Origin of the sequence: Pseudomonas batumici (genome assembly GCF_036585405.1) — a bacterium.
GTDB lineage: Bacteria > Pseudomonadota > Gammaproteobacteria > Pseudomonadales > Pseudomonadaceae > Aquipseudomonas > Aquipseudomonas batumici.
Window position 1 is genome coordinate 2,320,764 of the sequence record NZ_CP144470.1, and the last position, 19,105, is coordinate 2,339,868.

Sequence of the window (19,105 nt, forward strand, 5' to 3'; positions counted from 1 at the left end):
ACGGGCTGTCAGAACACCACGGTCTTGTTGCCGTGCACCAACACGCGATCTTCCAGGTGATAACGCAGGCCACGGGCCAGCACCATCTTCTCGACATCGCGGCCGAAACGCACCATGTCCTCGATGCTATCACTGTGGCTCACGCGCACCACGTCCTGCTCGATGATCGGGCCGGCATCCAGTTCTTCGGTTACATAGTGGCAGGTCGCACCGATCAGTTTCACACCCCGCAGGGACGCCTGGTGATAGGGCTTGGCGCCGACGAACGACGGCAGGAAGCTGTGGTGGATGTTGATCACCTTGTGGGCGTACTCGCGGCACAGCTCCGGCGGCAGGATCTGCATGTAACGCGCCAGTACCACCACATCGGCTTCGTGGTGCTTGACCAGGCGCGACACTTCGGCGAACGCCGGCTCCTTGTCCTGCGGGTTCACCGGCACGTGGTAATAAGGAATGCCATGCCATTCGACCATGCTGCGCAGGTCGTCGTGATTGGAGATCACACAGGCGATCCGGCAGTCCAGTTCGTCGCTGTGCCAGCGGTGCAGCAGATCCGCCAGGCAATGGGATTCACGGCTGGCCATCAACACCACACGCTTCTTCTGCTCGGTGTCGGTGATGCGCCAGGTCATGGAAAATTCTTCGGCGATCGGGGCAAACGCCTCACGAAACGCGTCCAGGCCAAACGGCAGGCTGTCGGCACGAATCTCGTGACGCATGAAGAACCAGCCACTGAGGTTGTCGGAGTGATGGCTCGCTTCGGTGATCCAACCGTTGTAAGACGCCAGAAAGTTACTGACTTTGGCGACGATGCCAACGCGGTCGGGACAGGCAATCACCAGCCGGAAAGTGCGCATGAGGGGGAAACTCCAGAACTTCGCAAAGGTCGTCATTCTAGCGAGTACGCGGAAAAACCGCAGTATTCATTGCACAGCGCGCCCATTCCCAGCCCAGTGCCGAACCCTCCCCCGGTGTGTAGTGGCGTTGCGAGTGACACGCCGCAGAGCACCGATAATTCAAACATCCGCACAACAAGACCGCTCTTGGCCGTCGCGCCGAAAACATCTAAGTCCGCGACAAGCGCCCGCCTAAGTTTCAAATTAAATGCAATAAACCTTCTATTAAATGTTTACTTGCCCAAACACTCTGACTACTATTGCGTCACTGTACCCCTGTCGTCCTGACTCATCATAAGGTAGTGTCCATGTCCCTGATCCAGAAATACCACGCCACCCAGGAAGCCATCAAAGAACTGCAAGCCCAAATGGCTGCAATGGAAAAAGACGGCGCACTGAAAAAAGAAATGGAATTCGAAAGCAAACTGCGCACTCTGCTGGGCGAGTACAACAAGGCACTGCCAGATGTCATCAACATTCTGGACCCACAGGCCAAAGCCGGCAAAGCCGTTCGTGGCGCTGTGAAAACCACCGGCACCAAACGTGCGCGCAAGGTCAAGCAATACAAGAACCCGCACAACGGTGAAGTGATCGAAACCAAAGGCGGCAACCACAAGACTCTGAAAGAGTGGAAAGCCAAGTGGGGCGGCGACGTGGTTGAAGGCTGGGCAACCCTGCTGGGCTAAGCCAAGCCGGTCACGGACGCTATTCGCGATCCACAAAAAAACGCCAGTTCACTGGCGTTTTTTTATTGCCTGCCATTTAATCGCCCGGGTGTTTAACCGGCCGCCATGTTAAAACCCGTGCACAAGGACTGTGCATAGTCCTGCCACTGCTCCAGCACCTGACGCTGCGCCGGTGTCGCATTCGGTAAACACTTCATCAGCTGCTCGGTAAAATCCGCCAGGGTATTCGGTGCCCCCCAGGCAGCCTCGCTCAGACGCTGTCGGCAGAATGTCCGCCAACGTTGCTGCTCTTCTTCACTCAAGCTGCCGGGAAAGTTGCGCGCGCGATAACGGAATAATAATTCCGGCAAGCGTTCATCATCGAACGGCCATTGCATCCGCGCCAACTGCTCGGGGTCGGCACTGCGAACTTGCTCACACAATCGCCGGTCGCGGTCGCCGATAAAGCCGTCGTATAACTGCTGCTCCGGATCCTCGCTGGGGGCGAAATCTTCGCCGGCATAAAGGGCCTGGACTTTATCCCGCCAAACTTCCTGGGTATCACTCAATTGCTGGCGACGCGCCTCATAAAGCGCCATGTCCAATTGCAGGCGCTGCTGATCTTCGCCCCGCAATACCTTCAGCGGCGCCACCACCGGACAACGGTTGACATGAATCAACTTGAGCGGCACCGGCAGTTGCCCTTCGCCCCGTTCCTCATGACGGGTGTACAGCTGCTGACGCAGGGTATCGGCATCCAGATCCAGCAACGGCCGCGGATCCTGGGACAGGTCGCAGACAATCAGGGCGTTGCGGTTACGCGGGTGCCACGCCAGCGGCAGGACCACCCCCAGGTAATGGCGCGCGGCGGAAAAGCGTCCGGAGATATGCACCATCGGCTGTAACAGGCGAACCTGGTCCAATACCCGCTGTTTGCTGCGCAGTTCAAACAGCCAGTCATACAACTTCGGTTGTTTCTCGCGGATCAACCGTGCCAGGGCAATGGTGGCGCGCACATCGGACAAGGCTTCGTGGGCGTGACCATGATCGATACCATTGGCGGCGGTCAGGCGTTCGAGCCTGAGGGTCACGCGTCCGTCCTCCTCGGGCCAGACGATCCCTTGCGGACGCAGCGCATAGGCCGCACGCACCACATCGATCAGGTCCCAGCGGCTGTTGCCGCCCTGCCACTCCCGCGCATACGGATCGAAAAAGTTGCGATACAGGCTGTACCGGGTCACTTCGTCATCGAAGCGCAAGGTGTTGTAGCCGGCGCCGCAGGTCCCCGGACGAGACAGCTGGGCGTGCACGCGGGTCATGAAGTCGGCCTCCGCCAACCCCTGCTCGGCGAGTTGCCGCGGGGTGATGCCGGTGATCAGGCAAGCCGCCGGGTGTGGCAGGATATCCTCGCTCGGACGGCAATACAGGTTGACCGGTTCATCGATCTCGTTGAGCTCGGCATCGGTACGGATGCCCGCCACCTGCAAGGCGCGGTCGCTGCGCGGATTGATCCCGGTGGTTTCGTAGTCGTACCAGAAGATAGAGGTCACGGCGGGTTCCTGAACAAAAGACCGACGCAGTCTAGGCGTTCAGCGCCCCCTCGGACCAGCATCCCGTAACAACTGGATGCAAGCACTTCGATACCGTTCATTACAGAGTTAAGTTGCTTAGCCGGCCGCCGCTGGCTAGGATCGGGCTTCTGTCCGCAAGGACCCGCCACCATGCCATCGATTTCAGCACTGACAAGGAAGACTGCGCTGCCAATCCCCCTGGACACTCACTACCGGGTCGAAACCCCGGAAGGCATCGACTTGCCCCTGCGTCCGGCCGGCCTGCCCGTGCGGGCAGTGGCGTTCGCCATCGACCTGGGCGTGCGCGGCATTCTGCTCGGCACCCTGTTGAGCGGCCTGATGCTGCTGGGCAAGCTGGGCCTGGGGCTGGGCTCGATCGTGCTGTTCCTCGTCAGCTGGTGGTACATGGTGCTGTTCGAAGTGCTGAACCAGGGACGCTCCCCGGGCAAGCAGATGATGGGCCTGCGCGTGGTCCATGACGACGGTACGCCGATCGGCTGGGCCGCCTCCCTGACCCGCAACCTGCTGCGCTTTGTCGACATGCTGCCGTTCGGCTATTTTCTCGGTGCCATCAGTTGCCTGCAGCACCCGACCTTCAAGCGCCTCGGCGACCTGGCCGGCGGCACGCTGGTGGTCTATCGCGAACAACCGCTGTCGCGCCCCACCCTGCCCCAGGCGACACCGCGCACGGCGCCCTTCGTCCTGCGCCTGGCGGAACAGCGGGCGGTGTTGAGTTTCGCCGAGCGCCAGGGCGAACTCAGCGCCGAACGCAGCGGCGAACTGGCGGCGCTGCTGGCAACGCCCCTGGGTGTGCCGGCGTCCCGGGCCAAGGCTGAATTGAACGGCATCGCCCATGGGTTGTTGGGTCCACTATGAAACAGAGCCTCTTCGAAAGCCGCCATCAGCCCGAGTGGCAACGTTTTGCCCAATGGCTCGACCAACTCGAGCGCGGCAAGGCCAAAGCCACCGACCTGAGCGAGTTCCCCGCCCACTACCGGCGCCTTTGCCAACAACTGGCCCTGACCCAGGAACGCGGCTACAGCAGCCATCTGGTCGACGCCCTGCAACAATTGGCCTTGCGTGGGCACCAGCAGCTCTATCGGCACCGCAGCCACCTCGGCGCCTCGGTGCTGGGTTTCATCTTCGCCGGCTTCCCGCGCCTGGTGCGCGAGCAATGGCCCTTCGTCCTGGTCGCCGGCGTGCTGTTCTTCGCCAGCCTGGGACTGACCGGCGTGCTGGTCCATGGCTTTCCCGACCTGGTCTACAGCATCGTCAGCCCCCAGCAGGTCGCCGAGATGCAAGCCATGTACGACCCCAGCGCCAGCCGCCTGGGACGCACCGTCGCGCGAGCCTCCAGCGAAAACTGGGTGATGTTCGGCTACTACATCATGAACAACATCGGCATTGCCTTCCAGACCTTCGCCGGCGGCTTGCTGTTCGGCCTCGGCAGCCTGTTCTTCCTGCTGTTCAACGGCCTGACGATCGGCGCGGTGGCCGGGCACCTGACCCAGATCGGCTACGGCCAGACCTTCTGGTCCTTTGTCATCGGTCACGGCGCCTTCGAACTCAGTGCCATCGTCCTGTCCGGGGCCGCCGGCCTGCAACTGGGCTGGGCGCTGGTGGCGCCGGGACGCCTGCCCCGCGGCGAGGCCCTGCGCCTGAGCGCGCAGAAAAGCATCGGGATCATCGGCGGGGTGATCCTGTTCCTGCTGATCGCCGCCTTTATCGAAGCCTACTGGTCGTCCATGAACACGCTCGCGCCAACGCTCAAATATGCGGTGGGCGCGGGACTCTGGCTGCTGGTGGCCGCCTACCTGCTGTTGGCCGGAAGGAACGACCATGCGCCTGACTGACGCCAGCGTGGCCATTCGTCCCCGCAACACCTGGGAAGCCATGGACCTGGGTGTGCTGCTGGCCCGGCAACATCGCGGTTTGCTGATGGGCAGCTGGGCGCTGGTCACCCTGCCGGTCTTCGCCCTCCTGAGCCTGCTCCTCTGGGACCACCCCTCCATCGCCATGCTGCTGTTCTGGTGGCTGAAACCGGCGTTCGAGCGCCTGCCGCTGCATATCCTGTCCAAGGCCCTGTTCGGCGACACCCCCAGCCTGAAACAGGCACTCAAGGCCTGGCCGCGCCTGCTCAAGCCGCAACTGCTGGCGAGCCTGACCTGGCGCCGCCTGAGCCTGAGCCGCAGCTTCACCCTGCCGGTGCAACAACTCGAAGGCCTGGACGGGCAAGCCCGCCAGCAGCGGCTGCGGGTCCTCCTGCCCCAGGGCCGGCGGGCGGCCCGCTGGCTGACGGTGATCGGCGTGCACCTGGAATATGTCCTGTGGTTCGGCCTGCTGGGGCTGTTCTACCTGTTGGTGCCCCGGCAGATCGAAACCGACTGGCACTGGCAGCAACTGGTGTTTGCGGCCCAGCATCAGGGACTCTGGCTGCAACACCTGAGCAACGCGTTCTACGCGCTGATCCTGGTCGTCTGGGAACCGATTTATATCGCCTGCGGATTCAGCCTGTACCTCAATCGCAGGACCGTACTGGAAGCCTGGGATATCGAACTGATTTTCCGCCAGTTGCGCCAGCGCCTGATGCCGGTGGTCACCGCGCTGTTGCTCGGCGTGGGCCTCTTGTCGATGCCCTTCGCGCAACCGGTCATGGCCGCCGAACCCGCGGCACCGGATACGCCCAGGCTGCTCAAGCAAACGTTGACCAGCCAGGCCTCCCAGGAAGCGATCAAGGCGCAACTGCAGGCGCCGCCGTTCAAGAACCCGGAAACCGTGACCCGCTGGCGGTTGGGCGAACCATCGAGCAAGGCCAGCGGCAAGCCTTCTTCCGGCTGGCTGAAGAGCCTGCTGGAGCGTTTTGACAGCCGCATCGCCGGCACACTCACCCAAGGGCTGGAAATTCTGCTCTGGGCCCTGGTGTTCGGCCTGCTGGCCTGGTTGGTCTGGCGTTATCGGGACGGCCTGCCGACCTTTGTCGGGCGACGCCGGAGGCCACGGGCAAAGCCCGCTCCGAGCCCCGCGCCGCAACTGTTCGGCCTGGCCCTGGGAATCGAGACCTTGCCCGACGACATCGCCGCCAGCGCCGAGGCCCTCTGGCCCCGGCAACCGCGCGAAGCCATGAGCCTGCTCTACCGTGGCCTGCTCAGCCGCCTGCTGCATGACTACCAGTTGCCCCTGAAGAACGCCGATACCGAGGGCCAGGTTCTGGAGCGGCTCGCCCAGTTGCAGGAACCGGCCCTCCAGGCCTTCAGCCAGGAGTTGACCGGCCACTGGCAGAACCTCGCCTATGGCCATCGCCTGCCGGCGGCCCACCAGCAACAGGCGCTGTGCGAAAGCTGGCGGCGGTTGTTCGGCCCGGGGGCGGCCCGATGAGCCGGCGTCTTTCCTGGCTGATCGGCCTGGCCCTGCTGGCGTTGCTCGCAGGTGTCGGCGCCTATCTCTACCACAAGGCGACTCCCTACAGCGTAGTCATCGATCACGGCCCCTCGCCCGAGGCCCGCGCCAACCCTTACCTGGCCGCCGAACAGTTTCTGCGCCAGCGCGGCCTGAAGGTCGAGCATGCCGGCAGCCTGGACATCCTCCCGGGCCTGGACCCGCGCGGGCGGAGCCTGATGCTGCTGGGCGAGCGCTCGAACATGACCCCGCGCCAGGCCGACCAGTTGCTCAACTGGACCCGGGCCGGTGGCCGGCTGCTGTTCGTCGCCGAGGCCCTGTGGGACCCCAGGACCGGGAAAAGCGGCGACCTGCTGCTCGACCGCGTGCAACTGCGCCAGGTATTGAGCAAGGACCTCAAGGGCGAAGGCCCGGAACCGGAAGACGACCGCTACCCCCTGTTGACCCGGATGTACCTGGAGGACGAGGACGCACCGGCCTACTTCAGTTTCGACACCGCCTTCCACCTGTCCGACCCAAAGAACCTGGCGCAATCCTGGGCCAACAGCGCGACCTCCACCCACCTGGTGCAAGTCGACTACGGGGCCGGCAGCGTCACCGTGCTGACCGACGCCGAGCTCTGGACCAACCACGCCATCGGCCTCTACGACAACGCCTGGCTGCTCTGGTACCTGGCCCAGGACAGCGACGTGACGCTGCTGTTCAACACCGACCACGACAACCTGCTCACGCTGTTGTGGCGTTACTTCCCCCAGGCCCTGGTCGCCCTCGCCGCTCTCCTCGGCCTGTGGCTATGGCATGTCGGACTGCGCCAGGGGCCGCTGCAGGCCCCCACCTCCCGGGCGCGCCGACAATTGCAGGAACATCTGCGGGCCAGCGCCGACTTCCTGCTGCGCCGCAGCGGCCATGAGACCCTGCTCCAGGCCTTGCGACAGGACATCCTGCGCCGGGCCCGCAAGCGTCACCCCGGTTTCGAACGACTCGGCGTTGCCGAACAATGGCAGGTGCTCGCGCGCCTGACCCGCCAACCCACCAGCGCCATCAGCCAGGCCCTGCGCCCGCGACCGAAGCAACGCCTTTCCAGCGTCGACTTCAGCCGCCAGGTCGCCCACCTGCAAACTCTCAGGAATGCCCTATGAGCGAACAACAAGTCGAACCGACCAGCCCGGTCGACGCCGAGGTCCATGCCCAGCAGCAGCGCCAGCGCGCCAGCCAGCTGGCCCAGGCGGTGCGCCACGAACTGCAAAAAGTGCTGATCGGCCAGGACACCGTGATCGACGACGTGCTCACCGCGCTGATCGCCGGCGGCCACGTGCTGCTCGAAGGCGTCCCCGGGCTGGGCAAGACCCTGCTGGTGCGGGCCCTGGCCCGCTGCTTCGGCGGCGACTTCGCGCGGATCCAGTTCACCCCCGACCTGATGCCCAGCGATGTCACCGGCCATGCCGTCTACGACCTGCAGACCGAACAGTTCAAACTGCGCAAGGGCCCGCTGTTCACCCACCTGCTGCTGGCGGACGAAATCAACCGCGCCCCGGCGAAAACCCAGGCGGCGCTGCTCGAAGCCATGCAGGAACGCCAGGTCACCCTCGAAGGCCGCGCCCTGCCCATCGCCCAGCCGTTCATGGTGCTCGCCACGCAGAACCCGATCGAACAGGAAGGCACCTACCCGCTGCCCGAGGCCGAACTGGACCGCTTCATGCTCAAGCTGCGCATGGACTACCCCGATGCCCGGCAGGAGCTGGACATGGTGCGCCAGGTGACCCGCTCGACCAGGGCCGACATGCTCGAGGTACAGCCCCTGCGCACCCTGTTGCAGGCCAAGGACGTGCTGGTCCTGCAGCGAATCGCCGGCGAGCTGCCGTTGGACGAACAGGTCCTCGACTATGCCGTGCGCCTGGCCCGGACCACCCGCAGCTGGCCGGGCCTGACCCTCGGTGCCGGACCCCGGGCGTCCATCGCCCTGGTCCGCGGCGCCCGCGCCCGGGCCTTGTTGCGCGGTGGCGACTTCGTGATCCCGGACGACATCAAGGGTTGCGCCCTGGCCGTGCTGCGGCACCGGGTGCGGATCGCCCCCGAACTGGATATCGAAGGGCTGTCGGTCGACCAGGTGCTCAAGCAACTGCTTGACCAGGTCCCGGCGCCGCGCCAGTGAGGCGCCTGCGTCCATGAGACCTTCACGGCTGCTGTTGATCTGGCTGGGCGTCCTGCTGGGGCTGGACCTTGGTCTGGGCACGCTCAGGGCGCTGGACGTCGAGCTGCCCGAGCGCCTCGGCGCGATTGGCTGGGGCTTGCTGCTGGCCCTCCTGCTGTTGAGCCTGGTCGATGGCGCCCGACTCAGGCGCCTGCCATCGCCACGACTGCAGCGCAAGCTGCCCGGCAGCCTGGCGCTGGGCCGCTGGGGCGAAGTGCGCATCGAGCTCAGCCACGACCACCCCACGCCCCTGCGGGTGCAGCTCTTCGACGGGGTGCCGGATGGCCTGGCGTTCGCCAATCTGCCCCAGGCCATCACCCTGCAACCGGGCGAACGCAGCGAACTGGGTTACCGCGTACGTCCCGTGAGCCGTGGCCATTTCCGCTACGAGCGTTGCGAAGTCAGCCTGCCCAGCCCGTTGGGCCTGTGGTCGGAACGACGCTACCTGGAGCTGCCCGACGCGACCCGCGTCTACCCGGACTTCGCCCGTCTCTATGGTGCCCAGCTGCTGGCCGTCGACAACTGGCTCAGCCAACTCGGTGTGCGCCAGCGCCAACGTCGCGGCCTGGGCCTGGAGTTCAACCAGTTGCGCGAGTTTCGCGAAGGCGACAGCCTGCGCCAGATCGACTGGAAAGCCACCGCCCGGCAGCGCACGCCGATCGCCCGGGAATACCAGGACGAGCGCGACCAGCAGATTGTCTTCATGCTCGACTGCGGGCGACGGATGCGCAGCCAGGACGGCGAGCTGGCGCACTTCGACCATGCCCTCAACGCCTGCCTGCTGCTCAGCTACGTGGCCTTGCGCCAGGGCGACGCGGTGGGCCTGTGCACCTTTGCCGGCGAGCAGTCGCGCTTTCTTGCCCCGGTCAAGGGCCAGGGTCAACTCAACGTGCTGCTCAACAGCGTCTACGACCTGAACAGCAGCCAACGCCCGGCGGACTACCAGGCGGCAGCCAGCCAGCTACTGGCCCGGCAGAAACGTCGGGCCCTGGTGGTGCTGGTGACCAATCTGCGCGATGACGACGATGAGGAACTGCTGACGGCCGTCAAACGCCTGGGTCGCCAGCATCGGGTACTGGTCGCCAGCCTGCGTGAGGAAGTGCTTGATCAATTGCGCCAGGCGCCGGTGCAGACCCTGTCCGAAGCCCTGGCCTACTGCGGCACGGTCGACTACCTGAATGCCCGGGCGACCCTCCATGAACGGCTGACCGCCCATGGCGTTCCGGTGCTGGACGCCCGCCCGAGCGAACTGGGTGCCGAACTGGTCAGCCGCTATCTGAGTTGGAAAAGAGCCGGAACCCTGTAGGAGCCCGGCCCTTAGAGGTCCGCACTAAGCGGAAGCCTCCAACGGATGAAAGCTGAAGTAGTGCTGCAACGCCGCCACCAACTGGAGATACTCGGGAGATGCCTCCCGCAGCCTGAACCCCGAGTCGTAATAACCCGGGGAGGTCTCCTCATGGCACCACAGGCAGCGGCCGGTCAGATTGATCAATTGCCGGGTTCCATCGCTGAGCGGAAGCTTCAGTTGCAACTCGAACTCCGCCTTGACCAGCAACGGCAACTGACTGATCAGCATCAGCCCCTCTTCGCAGACATTGCCCAGGTAACCGATGGGCTTGTCGGTGTAGCGATTGAACACTTGCAGGAAATAAGGCAGCTGATGCCGCTCGATTCGACGGTCAGTAGGCATGGCAATGATCGCTGTAGAGGCCATTCAGCATGGCTACGCTAATGCTCCGGAGCAGACGAACGGCACTGCCCTCCCTTGGTCTCGGCGCGATAGCGGCACATCGCCTTATCGCCAAACTTCTACCGAGCCATGGCTTTCAACTCAAAAGAATTGATAAAACTAAAACCATACATCCGAATTTTAGCGCAAAGCTGGCAGAGAGCCAGTTCGTATTTCACTCATCATTACAAAGGCGCGGGACTGGTCTGGGCCGGTATCGAGACCTGCGCATGGCCCAGCTGACGCAAGGTTTCCAGGCGCGCGCGCGCGCGGAATGCATATTCGCTGTAAGGGTACTGGCTGATGATGAACTGATAGGTCTGCGCCGCGTCGACGAAAAATTTCTGCCGCTCCAGGCACAGGCCGCGCAACATGGACACTTCCGGCTGGATATAGGGGCGGGCACGGCTCTCGCGGTCGACCTGGGACAACTGCAGCATGACGTCTTCACAGTTGCCGCGATCATAGGAGCGATAGGCACTGTTCAGGTGGCTGTCCATCGACCAGCGGGTGCAACCGACCACACTGGCGGCCAGGGCTAAAACGAGCAAAATTCGCATGGGGGGTCTCCTCTTCTTGCTAGTGTATCGACCCGATAACGAAAATCTCCAGAGTGTTCGCCAAACAACCTATTCGAAAAAAATCATTCGCCGAAAAGTAGTGCAAATGAACAATGACTACAGCCGAGGAGCATAGTAGCCTTTCGCTGCGCTTGAACTCAGGAGTCTCTGCATGTCCGTTCGTCGTACTAAAATCGTCGCCACACTGGGCCCGGCCAGCAACTCGCCGGAAGTTCTCGAACAGCTGATCCTCGCTGGCCTGGACGTTGCCCGTCTGAACTTCTCCCACGGTACTCCCGACGAGCACAAGGCTCGTGCCAAGCTGGTGCGCGACCTCGCCGCCAAGCACGGGCGCTTCGTCGCGCTGCTGGGTGACCTGCAGGGCCCGAAGATCCGTATCGCCAAGTTCGCCAACAAACGCATCGAACTCAGGGTCGGTGATCACTTCACCTTCTCCACCAGCCATCCGCTTACCGAAGGCAACCAGCAGGTCGTCGGTATCGACTACCCGGACCTGGTCAAGGATTGCGGCGTCGGCGACGAACTGCTGCTCGACGATGGTCGCGTGGTGATGCGGGTTGAAACCGCGACCGCCACCGAATTGCACTGCGTGGTGACCATCGGTGGCCCGCTGTCGGACCACAAGGGCATCAACCGTCGCGGTGGTGGCCTGACCGCCCCGGCCCTGACCGAAAAAGACAAGGCCGACATCAAGCTCGCCGCCGAAATGGAAGTGGACTACCTCGCCGTGTCCTTCCCGCGCGACGCCGCCGACATGGAATACGCCCGTAAACTGCGCGACGAGGCCGGCGGTGTCGCCTGGCTGGTGGCGAAGATCGAACGCGCCGAAGCCGTGGCCGACGATGAAACCCTCGACGGCCTGATCATGGCCAGCGACGCGGTGATGGTCGCCCGTGGCGACCTCGGCGTGGAAATCGGCGACGCCGAACTGGTGGGCATCCAGAAAAAAATCATTCTGCATGCACGCCGCCACAACAAGGCGGTGATCGTCGCGACCCAGATGATGGAGTCGATGATCCAGAGCCCGATGCCGACTCGCGCCGAAGTCTCCGACGTAGCCAACGCCGTGCTGGACTACACCGACGCCGTCATGCTCTCGGCCGAAAGTGCCGCCGGCGCCTACCCGCTGGAAGCGGTGCAAGCCATGGCGCGTATCTGCGTCGGCGCGGAGAAGCACCCGACCAGCAAGACCTCCAGCCACCGCATCGGCAAGGTCTTCGAAAGCTGCGACCAGAGCATCGCGCTGGCGGCCATGTACACCGCCAACCACTTCCCGGGCGTCAAGGCGATCATCGCCCTGACCGAGAGCGGCTACACGCCGTTGATCATGTCGCGGATCCGTTCCTCGATCCCGATCTACGCGTTCTCCCCGCACCGTGAAACCCAGGCCCGCGCGGCGTTGTTCCGGGGCGTCTACACCGTGCCGTTCGACCCGGCTTCGCTACCGCCCGAGCAAGTCAGCCAGGCGGCCGTGGACGAGTTGCTCAAGCGCGGCGTGGTCGAGCAAGGCGACTGGGTCATCCTGACCAAGGGCGACAGCTACCACACCATCGGTGGCACCAACGGCATGAAGATCCTGCACGTGGGCGACCCACTGGTCTGATCCTCGCCGCCGCGCTGTAAAGCCACAGTGCCGTAAAAAAGCCCCGCGCCTCTGCTCCAGAGCGCGGGGCTTTTCATTAGGGTCGAAAAGCGGATCAGCGCTTGTTGATAAAGCCCGACAACGCCGCAATGGCTTCGGGCGAACGCAAGCGCTCAACGAACAACGCGGCTTCGGCCTCCACCACCTGGCGCAATTGCTCGCGATCCGGGGCCTTCATCAGCGCCTTGCTGATCTGCACCGCCGCCGAGGCCAGCTGATCGAAGCTCAGCGCCACCTCCCGCGCCTTGCTCAGGGCCTGCTCGGCACTGGGCAAGGCCTCGGTGGCCAGTCCCCAGGCCACCGCCTGCTCGCCGCTGAAACCCTCGCCCAGCAGCAACAGCCGCGCCGCCGTCGCGTGGCCGACCAGGCGTGGTAACAACAGGCTGGAACCGAATTCCGGGCACAACCCCAGATTGACGAACGGCATGCGCAGACGAGCGTCGGCGCTGACATACACCAGGTCGCAATGCAGCAACAACGTCGTGCCGATCCCCACCGCCGGGCCTGCGACCGCGGCAATCACCGGCTTGCGGCAATCGAGCAGGCTGCGCATGAACGCAAAGACCGGGCTGTCGAGATCGCTCGGCGGCTCTTCGAGAAAATCGGCAATGTCGTTGCCGCTGGTAAAACACTCGCTGCTGCCGCGAATCAGCACCGCGTTGATCCCGGGATCGGCATCCGCCTCCCGCAGTGCCTGGCCCAACTGGCCGTACATGGCGCGGGTCAGGGCGTTCTTCTTGTCGGCACGGTTCAGGCGCAGGGTCAGCAGGCTGCCTTCGCGCTCCAGCACAATCGCGTCAGTCATGGAAGTTCTCTTGTTGTGGGGACCCGGCGCTCAGGCGTGCGGCACGAACACATCGGCCAACAGTTGATTGCGCGGCAGCCCGGCCAGGTACAGACGTTTCGACCACGCCTCGACACTCGCCGGGGCCCCACAGAGTAGAGCCAGGGTTTGCCGGGAGACAAGCCGCAGTTTGGCCAGAAAGTCCGGCAGTTCGGCCCCGGTGACATAGTCGACGCTCAGGTTGGGGAAGCGCGCGGCCAGCTCGTCCAGCGCCGGAGCCAGATAATGTTCGGTGGCGTCATGGGCCAGGTGCACCAGGCGGATCGGCCCCTCATGGCCCTGGCGCAGTGCCTCGCGCAACACCCCCCACAACGGCGCCAGGCCGGTGCCGGCCGCCAGCAGCCAGAGCGGCCGGGCGTGCCAGTCCGGGTCGTAGTGCAAGGCCCCGCCGCGCAGCTCGCCCAGGCGAATCGGCCCACCGACCTCGAGCAGGCGGGCCGCGTCGCTGAACGCGCCGGGTTGTCGGCAATCGAGGTGGAATTCCAGGTAGCGGTCTTCTTCGGGCAGGCTGGCCAGGGAATACGGCCGGGCGACACCCTGCTCCGTCCAGAGCACCAGGTGCTGGCCGGCGTTGTAACGCAGGGCGCGTTCGGGCAGCAGGCGCAAGCGCAGGACGGTCGGGCTCAGCCAATCCAGTTCGGCCACCGTTGCCGACAGACCGTCACGTCGCGGGTCGAAGACTTCGACCCGCAGGTCTTCACTCACCTGGCACTGGCAAGCCAATCGCCAGCCGTGCTCGCGCTGGGCGAAGGCCAGAGCCTCTGGCTGATTGTCCTGCGGCTCGCCCTGTATGCAACGCACCAGGCAGGCATGGCAACTGCCCGCCCGGCAACTGTAGGGCACCGCCACGCCTGCCTGGTTCAAGGCATCGAGCAGGTTGCTGCCGGCGTCCACCGACCAGGCCCGCTCGCCAACCCGCAGCTCAGGCATCGGTGTATTCCCAGGCCGCGCAGCAACGATTGCGCCCGTCGCGCTTGGCCCGGTACAGCGCCTGGTCGGCGCGCTGCAAGGCATCGTCGAGTTCGTCCGCCACCCCCACCAGCGTCATGCCCACCGACAGGCTCAGGTTGTTCACCGCCAAGCCCACCAGCTCCACCTCGGTAAAGGCCAGGCGCAAGCGCTCGCAACAGGCGGTCAGGCGATCGGGGTCGGCATTGGGCAACAGCAACACGAATTCTTCTCCACCGTAGCGCGCCAGCACATCGCCGTCGCGCACGCAGGCATTGGCCACCGCGGCGAATGCCTGCAAGACCTGGTCACCGGCGGCATGCCCATGCACATCGTTGATCCGCTTGAAATGGTCGAGGTCGATCAAGGCCAGGCCATGGACCACATCCGCGTCCATCAGCTCCAGCTCGCGGGAGGCCAGCCGCAGGAAATGCCGTCTATTGTACAGCCCGGTCAGTTCATCGGTCGCCACCAGGTCTTCCAACTGGCGCATCATCCCGCGCAGGGTGTCCTGGTGGGCCTGCAAGGCGAAGCGGCGCTGGCGCATGCGTTGGCGGGAGGCTTGCACGTAGCTGGCGTAAAAGCACAACCACAGCAGCACGACGAACAGCACACACACCTGCAGCAGCGCCAGGCCCGGGTCCGCCAACTGGAAGTGATAGCCCTCCCACAGATTGAGCGCCGCGAAAATGAAGAAGGCCAATGCCGCGCAGCGGACAAACTTGCGTTGCGGCAGATGAAACATGCCGAACAGCAGCACCAACGGATAAAACACCAGGAAAGTCCCGCGGGCCTGTTCAAGGTTGGCGATCAGATAGGTTTGCCAGCCCAGCCCCATGAGCACCTGCAGCTCGGTCAGGCTGGGGTCGCGAAACCGCCGGTTGTGGCCGCTGATAAACAGCCAGCCGAGCACGCCCTGGCTGAGAATCACCAGGCCGCTGCCGATCAGGCCCGTGGTTACGCTGGCCTCGAAGTGATCGGTGAAAATCGCTACCCACAGCAGCGACAGCAACAGCAGATAGGTGCCGGCAGCCAGGGCAAAACGTTTGCGTAACAGAGTCTGTATGGCTTTTTGGGTCAATCGTTGACTCACTGTGCGCTGAGGGCTAAAGGGGTTTCCTTCCCGTACAGGCCACTTGCCACTCTAGTGATCTGGATCAAAAATAACTATTCAATTTTTTGCAACTCATACAGCTTTACCTGTGCGAGTAGGCAAGAAGGGTGCCGACGCCCCTGCTACCTTGGTTTGACGACTGACGGATGTGCCGGGCTTGCGGGCGGGTTATACTGCCGCGCCTCATTTTATGCCGGCCACGCGTGCCCGGCGCGTCTCAAAAGATGTTTTCGACAGACCAGATGCAAACCGGTCGCAAACACCTTATTTCCATGTTCCCGTCTTAATAGAGGAGCGCGACCCTTGACCGTGATCAAGCAAGACGACCTGATACAGAGCGTTGCCGACGCCCTGCAGTTCATTTCCTACTACCACCCCGTGGACTTCATCCAGGCCATGCACGAGGCCTACCTGCGGGAAGAGTCGCCGGCGGCCCGTGACTCCATGGCCCAGATCCTGATCAACTCGCGCATGTGCGCCACCGGCCACCGGCCGATCTGCCAGGACACCGGTATCGTCACCGTGTTCGTGCGCGTGGGCATGGATGTGCGCTGGGACGGTGCCACCATGGGCCTGGACGACATGATCAACGAAGGCGTGCGTCGTGCCTACAACCTGCCGGAAAACGTCCTGCGCGCCTCGATCCTGGCCGACCCGGCCGGCAGCCGCAAGAACACCAAGGACAACACCCCGGCGGTCATCCACTACTCCATCGTTCCGGGTAACACCGTTGAAGTGGACGTGGCGGCCAAGGGCGGCGGCTCCGAGAACAAATCGAAGATGGCCATGCTCAACCCGTCCGACTCCATCGTCGACTGGGTCCTGAAGACCGTGCCGACCATGGGTGCCGGCTGGTGTCCACCGGGCATGCTCGGCATCGGCATCGGCGGCACCGCCGAGAAGGCCGCGGTCATGGCCAAGGAAGTGTTGATGGAATCCATCGACATCCACGAGCTGAAGAAGCGTGGCCCGTCCAACCGCATCGAAGAAATGCGCCTGGAGCTGTTCGAGAAGGTCAACCAGCTGGGTATCGGCGCCCAGGGCCTGGGCGGCCTGACCACCGTGCTCGACGTGAAGATCATGGACTACCCGACTCACGCGGCGTCCCTGCCGGTGTGCATGATCCCCAACTGCGCCGCCACCCGTCACGCGCACTTCGTGCTCGACGGTTCCGGCCCGGCCTCGCTGGAGGCGCCGCCCCTGGACGCCTACCCGGAAATCGTCTGGGAAGCCGGTCCGTCGGCCCGTCGCGTCAACCTCGACACCCTGACCCCGGAAGACGTGCAGAGCTGGAAGCCGGGCGAAACCGTCCTGCTCAACGGCAAGATGCTCACCGGTCGCGACGCCGCGCACAAGCGCATGGTGGAAATGCTCAACAAGGGTGAAACCTTGCCGGTGGACCTCAAGGGTCGCTTTATCTACTACGTCGGCCCGGTTGATCCGGTGCGTGAAGAAGTCGTCGGCCCAGCCGGTCCGACCACCGCCACGCGCATGGACAAATTCACCCGGCAGATCCTCGACCAGACCGGCTTGCTGGGCATGATCGGCAAATCCGAGCGTGGCCCGAGCGCCATCGAAGCAATCAAGGACCACAAGGCCGTGTACCTGATGGCCGTGGGCGGCGCTGCCTACCTGGTGGCCCAGGCGATCAAGAAATCCAAGGTCGTCGCCTTTGCCGAACTGGGCATGGAAGCGATCTACGAGTTCGAGGTCAAGGACATGCCGGTGACGGTCGCCGTCGATGCCAAGGGCGAGTCGGTGCATATCACCGGCCCTGCAATCTGGCAGAAGAAGATCAGCGACAGCCTGGCGGTGGAAGTGCAGTAAGCACTTTCGTTGCAGGTAAAAAAAGCGGCCCGGTTGATCCGGGCCGCTTTTTTATTGCCTGGAAAACAGCATTGAAGCTATCCGGACGGACGTGTTCCTGCCTCAGTCCAAAGGCTTGGGTTCGCCGTGCGACCCACCCGCCGGAGAGTGAAAACTCCCCCTGCATGAAGATTGGCCCGAGGGTGTTCTGTTATTGGATCCAATTATGTATGCTCCGCTCGTCGCCCAAAAATCATTTCAAAATGTGTCAAAGAAAAAACACAAGATGACGGCGGGCGATTGAACCTGGACGGTGAAAAGCAATCGACGCAACAAAAACAAGGATGATCCAAATGTCTAGTGAACACTACCAGTGCACTGGTATCGGCTGTGGGCCGTCGAACCTCAGCGTCGCCGCGCTACTGCACAACCACCCTCGGATCCGCAACATCGTTTTCGACATGAAACCCTCGTTTTCGTGGCATGAAGGCATGATGCTCCCCGGCACCAGCTTGCAGGTCTCCATGTTCAAGGACATGGTGACACTGGCCGATCCCATGAATCGCTTTTCCTATGTCTCCTATCTGCATCAGCACGGACGCTTGCTGCCATTCCTGAACGCGCGGTTCGAACAGGTCCCGCGTCTCGAGTTCGCCGACTATCTGAAATGGGTGGCAAACACCAACGAAAACATCCATTTCGGTGAGCGGGTGGAGAGCGTCGACTTCGACGGCAAGCACTTCGTGATCGAAACCTCAAAGCGCCGCGTTCAGAGCGAGAATGTCGTCGTTGGCGTCGGTACCACGCCCTTCGTGCCCGAATTTGCCCGCACGCGCCTGGACGGCGAAACGCACTTTCACATCCATGAGTTCGCGAAGGGAGCACGTCGATTCGGCGGTCGCCGCGTACTGGTGGTGGGAGGTGGCCAGTCAGGCGCCGAGGCGGTACTGGAGCTGCTGCGTCGCACCGGTGATGATGCGCCGAGCGAAGTATCGTGGTTGTCGCGCCGCGAGAACTTTCATCCGATAGACGACTCGCCCTTTGCCAATGAGTTGTTCACGCCCACGCATTCCAACTACTTCTACGAGCAGGGCACGGCGTTTCGCGCAGATTTCCTCAAGCGCAATGTGCTCGCGAGCGACGGTATCTCCGAGCACACCCTGCGCGATATCTACCAGCGCATGTATGTCATGCGCTACATCGAGCGCTCCCCCATGCGCGTGCGATTGATGCCTTACCGCGATGCGAATGAGGTCTGGCGCGCCGAGGATGCGTGGATGCTCTCGGCGCGGCACATGGGCAGCAATGCCCAGGAGATATTGGCCGCCGACATGATCGTCTGGGCCACCGGATTTCGCTCCGCCGAGCAATCTTTCCTGCAGCCGTTGAACACCAGGCTTGAGCGCGAGGATGGCGAAATCCGTATCGACCGCGACTACGCCGCCGTATGGGACGGTCCCTCCAACCGGCAGATCTTCATGCTCAATTCCGTGCGACGCCAGCGCGGTCTAGCCGATCCGAACCTGAGCCTTACCGCCTGGCGCAGCCAGATCGTGATCGACAGGATGCTCGGCCAGCCACGCCGGGCGGAGCCAGGCGACGACCTGTTCGTCAACTGGGCTGCACTCGAATCGATCTGAATAGCGGGCCACATCCCTCCCCTGCTTGACCATTGCCGGCCGCGATCTTCGCGACGTCGAGATAAATTCGATCAAATATTGT

17 protein-coding genes are annotated in these 19,105 nt (G+C 63.4%); 10 read left to right on the forward strand and 7 right to left on the reverse strand.

Annotated elements, in window-relative coordinates; translation table 11 throughout:
* Positions 1–8: 8 nt before the first annotated feature.
* Positions 9–857 (reverse strand): formyltetrahydrofolate deformylase, encoded by an 849-nt coding sequence (purU, locus tag NUH87_RS10410; RefSeq protein WP_338525867.1) that lies wholly within the window; start codon positions 855–857, stop codon positions 9–11.
* Positions 858–1,204: 347 nt separating this feature from the next.
* Here purU and mvaT point away from each other — a divergent pair, with 347 nt between their 5' ends.
* Positions 1,205–1,582: a histone-like nucleoid-structuring protein MvaT gene (gene mvaT / locus NUH87_RS10415; RefSeq protein ID WP_040070505.1), complete on the forward strand. Its 378-nt coding sequence runs from the start codon at positions 1,205–1,207 to the stop codon at positions 1,580–1,582.
* Between the two features lie 92 nt (positions 1,583–1,674).
* On the opposite strand, the gene sbcB is transcribed toward mvaT, so the two are convergent.
* The gene (gene sbcB / locus NUH87_RS10420) at positions 1,675–3,111 is read right to left on the reverse strand and encodes an exodeoxyribonuclease I (RefSeq protein WP_338525868.1); all 1,437 of its coding nucleotides are present in this window, start codon (positions 3,109–3,111) and stop codon (positions 1,675–1,677) included.
* Between the two features lie 171 nt (positions 3,112–3,282).
* Here sbcB and NUH87_RS10425 point away from each other — a divergent pair, with 171 nt between their 5' ends.
* Genes NUH87_RS10425 through NUH87_RS10450 form a run of 6 tightly spaced genes read left to right on the forward strand, consistent with a single transcriptional unit; the run spans position 3,283 to position 10,025 of the window.
* A complete protein-coding gene (locus NUH87_RS10425) occupies positions 3,283–4,008 on the forward strand; it encodes an RDD family protein (RefSeq protein WP_338525869.1) in 726 nt (241 codons plus the stop codon).
* Complete coding sequence (locus NUH87_RS10430; RefSeq protein ID WP_338525870.1) at positions 4,005–4,985, forward strand: stage II sporulation protein M; 981 nt, start codon at positions 4,005–4,007, stop codon at positions 4,983–4,985. Before NUH87_RS10425 ends, NUH87_RS10430 begins: the two co-directional genes overlap by 4 nt.
* Positions 4,972–6,507 (forward strand): DUF4129 domain-containing protein, encoded by a 1,536-nt coding sequence (locus NUH87_RS10435; RefSeq protein WP_338525871.1) that lies wholly within the window; start codon positions 4,972–4,974, stop codon positions 6,505–6,507. The genes NUH87_RS10430 and NUH87_RS10435 overlap by 14 nt, the downstream gene beginning before the upstream one ends.
* On the forward strand, positions 6,504–7,667 hold the full coding sequence (locus NUH87_RS10440; protein ID WP_338525872.1) for a DUF4350 domain-containing protein: 1,164 nt from the start codon (positions 6,504–6,506) through the stop codon (positions 7,665–7,667). Before NUH87_RS10435 ends, NUH87_RS10440 begins: the two co-directional genes overlap by 4 nt.
* On the forward strand, positions 7,664–8,680 hold the full coding sequence (locus NUH87_RS10445; RefSeq protein ID WP_338525873.1) for a MoxR family ATPase: 1,017 nt from the start codon (positions 7,664–7,666) through the stop codon (positions 8,678–8,680). Before NUH87_RS10440 ends, NUH87_RS10445 begins: the two co-directional genes overlap by 4 nt.
* A gap of 13 nt (positions 8,681–8,693) precedes the next feature.
* Entirely contained in the window at positions 8,694–10,025 is a 1,332-nt protein-coding gene (locus tag NUH87_RS10450; RefSeq protein ID WP_338525874.1) for a DUF58 domain-containing protein, read from the forward strand.
* Positions 10,026–10,049: 24 nt separating this feature from the next.
* Here NUH87_RS10450 and NUH87_RS10455 read toward each other — a convergent pair whose 3' ends face one another.
* Together NUH87_RS10455 and NUH87_RS10460 are read right to left on the reverse strand one after the other, a co-directional pair.
* The gene (locus NUH87_RS10455) at positions 10,050–10,409 is read right to left on the reverse strand and encodes a PilZ domain-containing protein (RefSeq protein ID WP_338525875.1); all 360 of its coding nucleotides are present in this window, start codon (positions 10,407–10,409) and stop codon (positions 10,050–10,052) included.
* 224 nt (positions 10,410–10,633) lie between these two features.
* Entirely contained in the window at positions 10,634–11,008 is a 375-nt protein-coding gene (locus NUH87_RS10460) for a tetratricopeptide repeat protein (protein WP_338525876.1), read from the reverse strand.
* A gap of 172 nt (positions 11,009–11,180) precedes the next feature.
* Here NUH87_RS10460 and pyk point away from each other — a divergent pair, with 172 nt between their 5' ends.
* Complete coding sequence (gene pyk / locus NUH87_RS10465; RefSeq protein ID WP_338525877.1) at positions 11,181–12,632, forward strand: pyruvate kinase; 1,452 nt, start codon at positions 11,181–11,183, stop codon at positions 12,630–12,632.
* A 94-nt stretch (positions 12,633–12,726) separates the two neighbouring features.
* On the opposite strand, the gene NUH87_RS10470 is transcribed toward pyk, so the two are convergent.
* From NUH87_RS10470 to NUH87_RS10480, 3 genes are read right to left on the reverse strand one after another with little or no spacing between them, the layout of a single operon-like run.
* Complete coding sequence (locus NUH87_RS10470; RefSeq protein ID WP_338525878.1) at positions 12,727–13,476, reverse strand: enoyl-CoA hydratase; 750 nt, start codon at positions 13,474–13,476, stop codon at positions 12,727–12,729.
* Between the two features lie 30 nt (positions 13,477–13,506).
* Complete coding sequence (locus tag NUH87_RS10475) at positions 13,507–14,445, reverse strand: iron-sulfur-binding ferredoxin reductase (protein ID WP_338525879.1); 939 nt, start codon at positions 14,443–14,445, stop codon at positions 13,507–13,509.
* Entirely contained in the window at positions 14,438–15,544 is a 1,107-nt protein-coding gene (locus NUH87_RS10480) for a GGDEF domain-containing protein (protein ID WP_338525880.1), read from the reverse strand. Before NUH87_RS10480 ends, NUH87_RS10475 begins: the two co-directional genes overlap by 8 nt.
* Positions 15,545–15,880: 336 nt before the next feature.
* Here NUH87_RS10480 and NUH87_RS10485 point away from each other — a divergent pair, with 336 nt between their 5' ends.
* A complete protein-coding gene (locus NUH87_RS10485) occupies positions 15,881–17,404 on the forward strand; it encodes a fumarate hydratase (RefSeq protein WP_040070523.1) in 1,524 nt (507 codons plus the stop codon).
* Between the two features lie 332 nt (positions 17,405–17,736).
* Positions 17,737–19,023 (forward strand): lysine N(6)-hydroxylase/L-ornithine N(5)-oxygenase family protein, encoded by a 1,287-nt coding sequence (locus NUH87_RS10490; RefSeq protein WP_338525881.1) that lies wholly within the window; start codon positions 17,737–17,739, stop codon positions 19,021–19,023.
* Positions 19,024–19,105: the final 82 nt, after the last annotated feature.

Coding starts and splice junctions, on each gene's coding strand:
- NUH87_RS10445 (WP_338525873.1), top strand. CDS start 7,664: ATGAGCGAACAACAAGTCGAACCGACCAGCCCGGTCGACGCCGAGGTC.
- NUH87_RS10440 (WP_338525872.1), top strand. CDS start 6,504: ATGAGCCGGCGTCTTTCCTGGCTGATCGGCCTGGCCCTGCTGGCGTTG.
- pyk (WP_338525877.1), top strand. CDS start 11,181: ATGTCCGTTCGTCGTACTAAAATCGTCGCCACACTGGGCCCGGCCAGC.
- NUH87_RS10460 (WP_338525876.1), bottom strand. CDS start 11,008: ATGCGAATTTTGCTCGTTTTAGCCCTGGCCGCCAGTGTGGTCGGTTGC.
- NUH87_RS10490 (WP_338525881.1), top strand. CDS start 17,737: ATGTCTAGTGAACACTACCAGTGCACTGGTATCGGCTGTGGGCCGTCG.
- NUH87_RS10470 (WP_338525878.1), bottom strand. CDS start 13,476: ATGACTGACGCGATTGTGCTGGAGCGCGAAGGCAGCCTGCTGACCCTG.
- NUH87_RS10455 (WP_338525875.1), bottom strand. CDS start 10,409: ATGCCTACTGACCGTCGAATCGAGCGGCATCAGCTGCCTTATTTCCTG.
- NUH87_RS10435 (WP_338525871.1), top strand. CDS start 4,972: ATGCGCCTGACTGACGCCAGCGTGGCCATTCGTCCCCGCAACACCTGG.
- NUH87_RS10430 (WP_338525870.1), top strand. CDS start 4,005: ATGAAACAGAGCCTCTTCGAAAGCCGCCATCAGCCCGAGTGGCAACGT.
- mvaT (WP_040070505.1), top strand. CDS start 1,205: ATGTCCCTGATCCAGAAATACCACGCCACCCAGGAAGCCATCAAAGAA.
- NUH87_RS10450 (WP_338525874.1), top strand. CDS start 8,694: ATGAGACCTTCACGGCTGCTGTTGATCTGGCTGGGCGTCCTGCTGGGG.
- NUH87_RS10425 (WP_338525869.1), top strand. CDS start 3,283: ATGCCATCGATTTCAGCACTGACAAGGAAGACTGCGCTGCCAATCCCC.
- NUH87_RS10475 (WP_338525879.1), bottom strand. CDS start 14,445: ATGCCTGAGCTGCGGGTTGGCGAGCGGGCCTGGTCGGTGGACGCCGGC.
- purU (WP_338525867.1), bottom strand. CDS start 857: ATGCGCACTTTCCGGCTGGTGATTGCCTGTCCCGACCGCGTTGGCATC.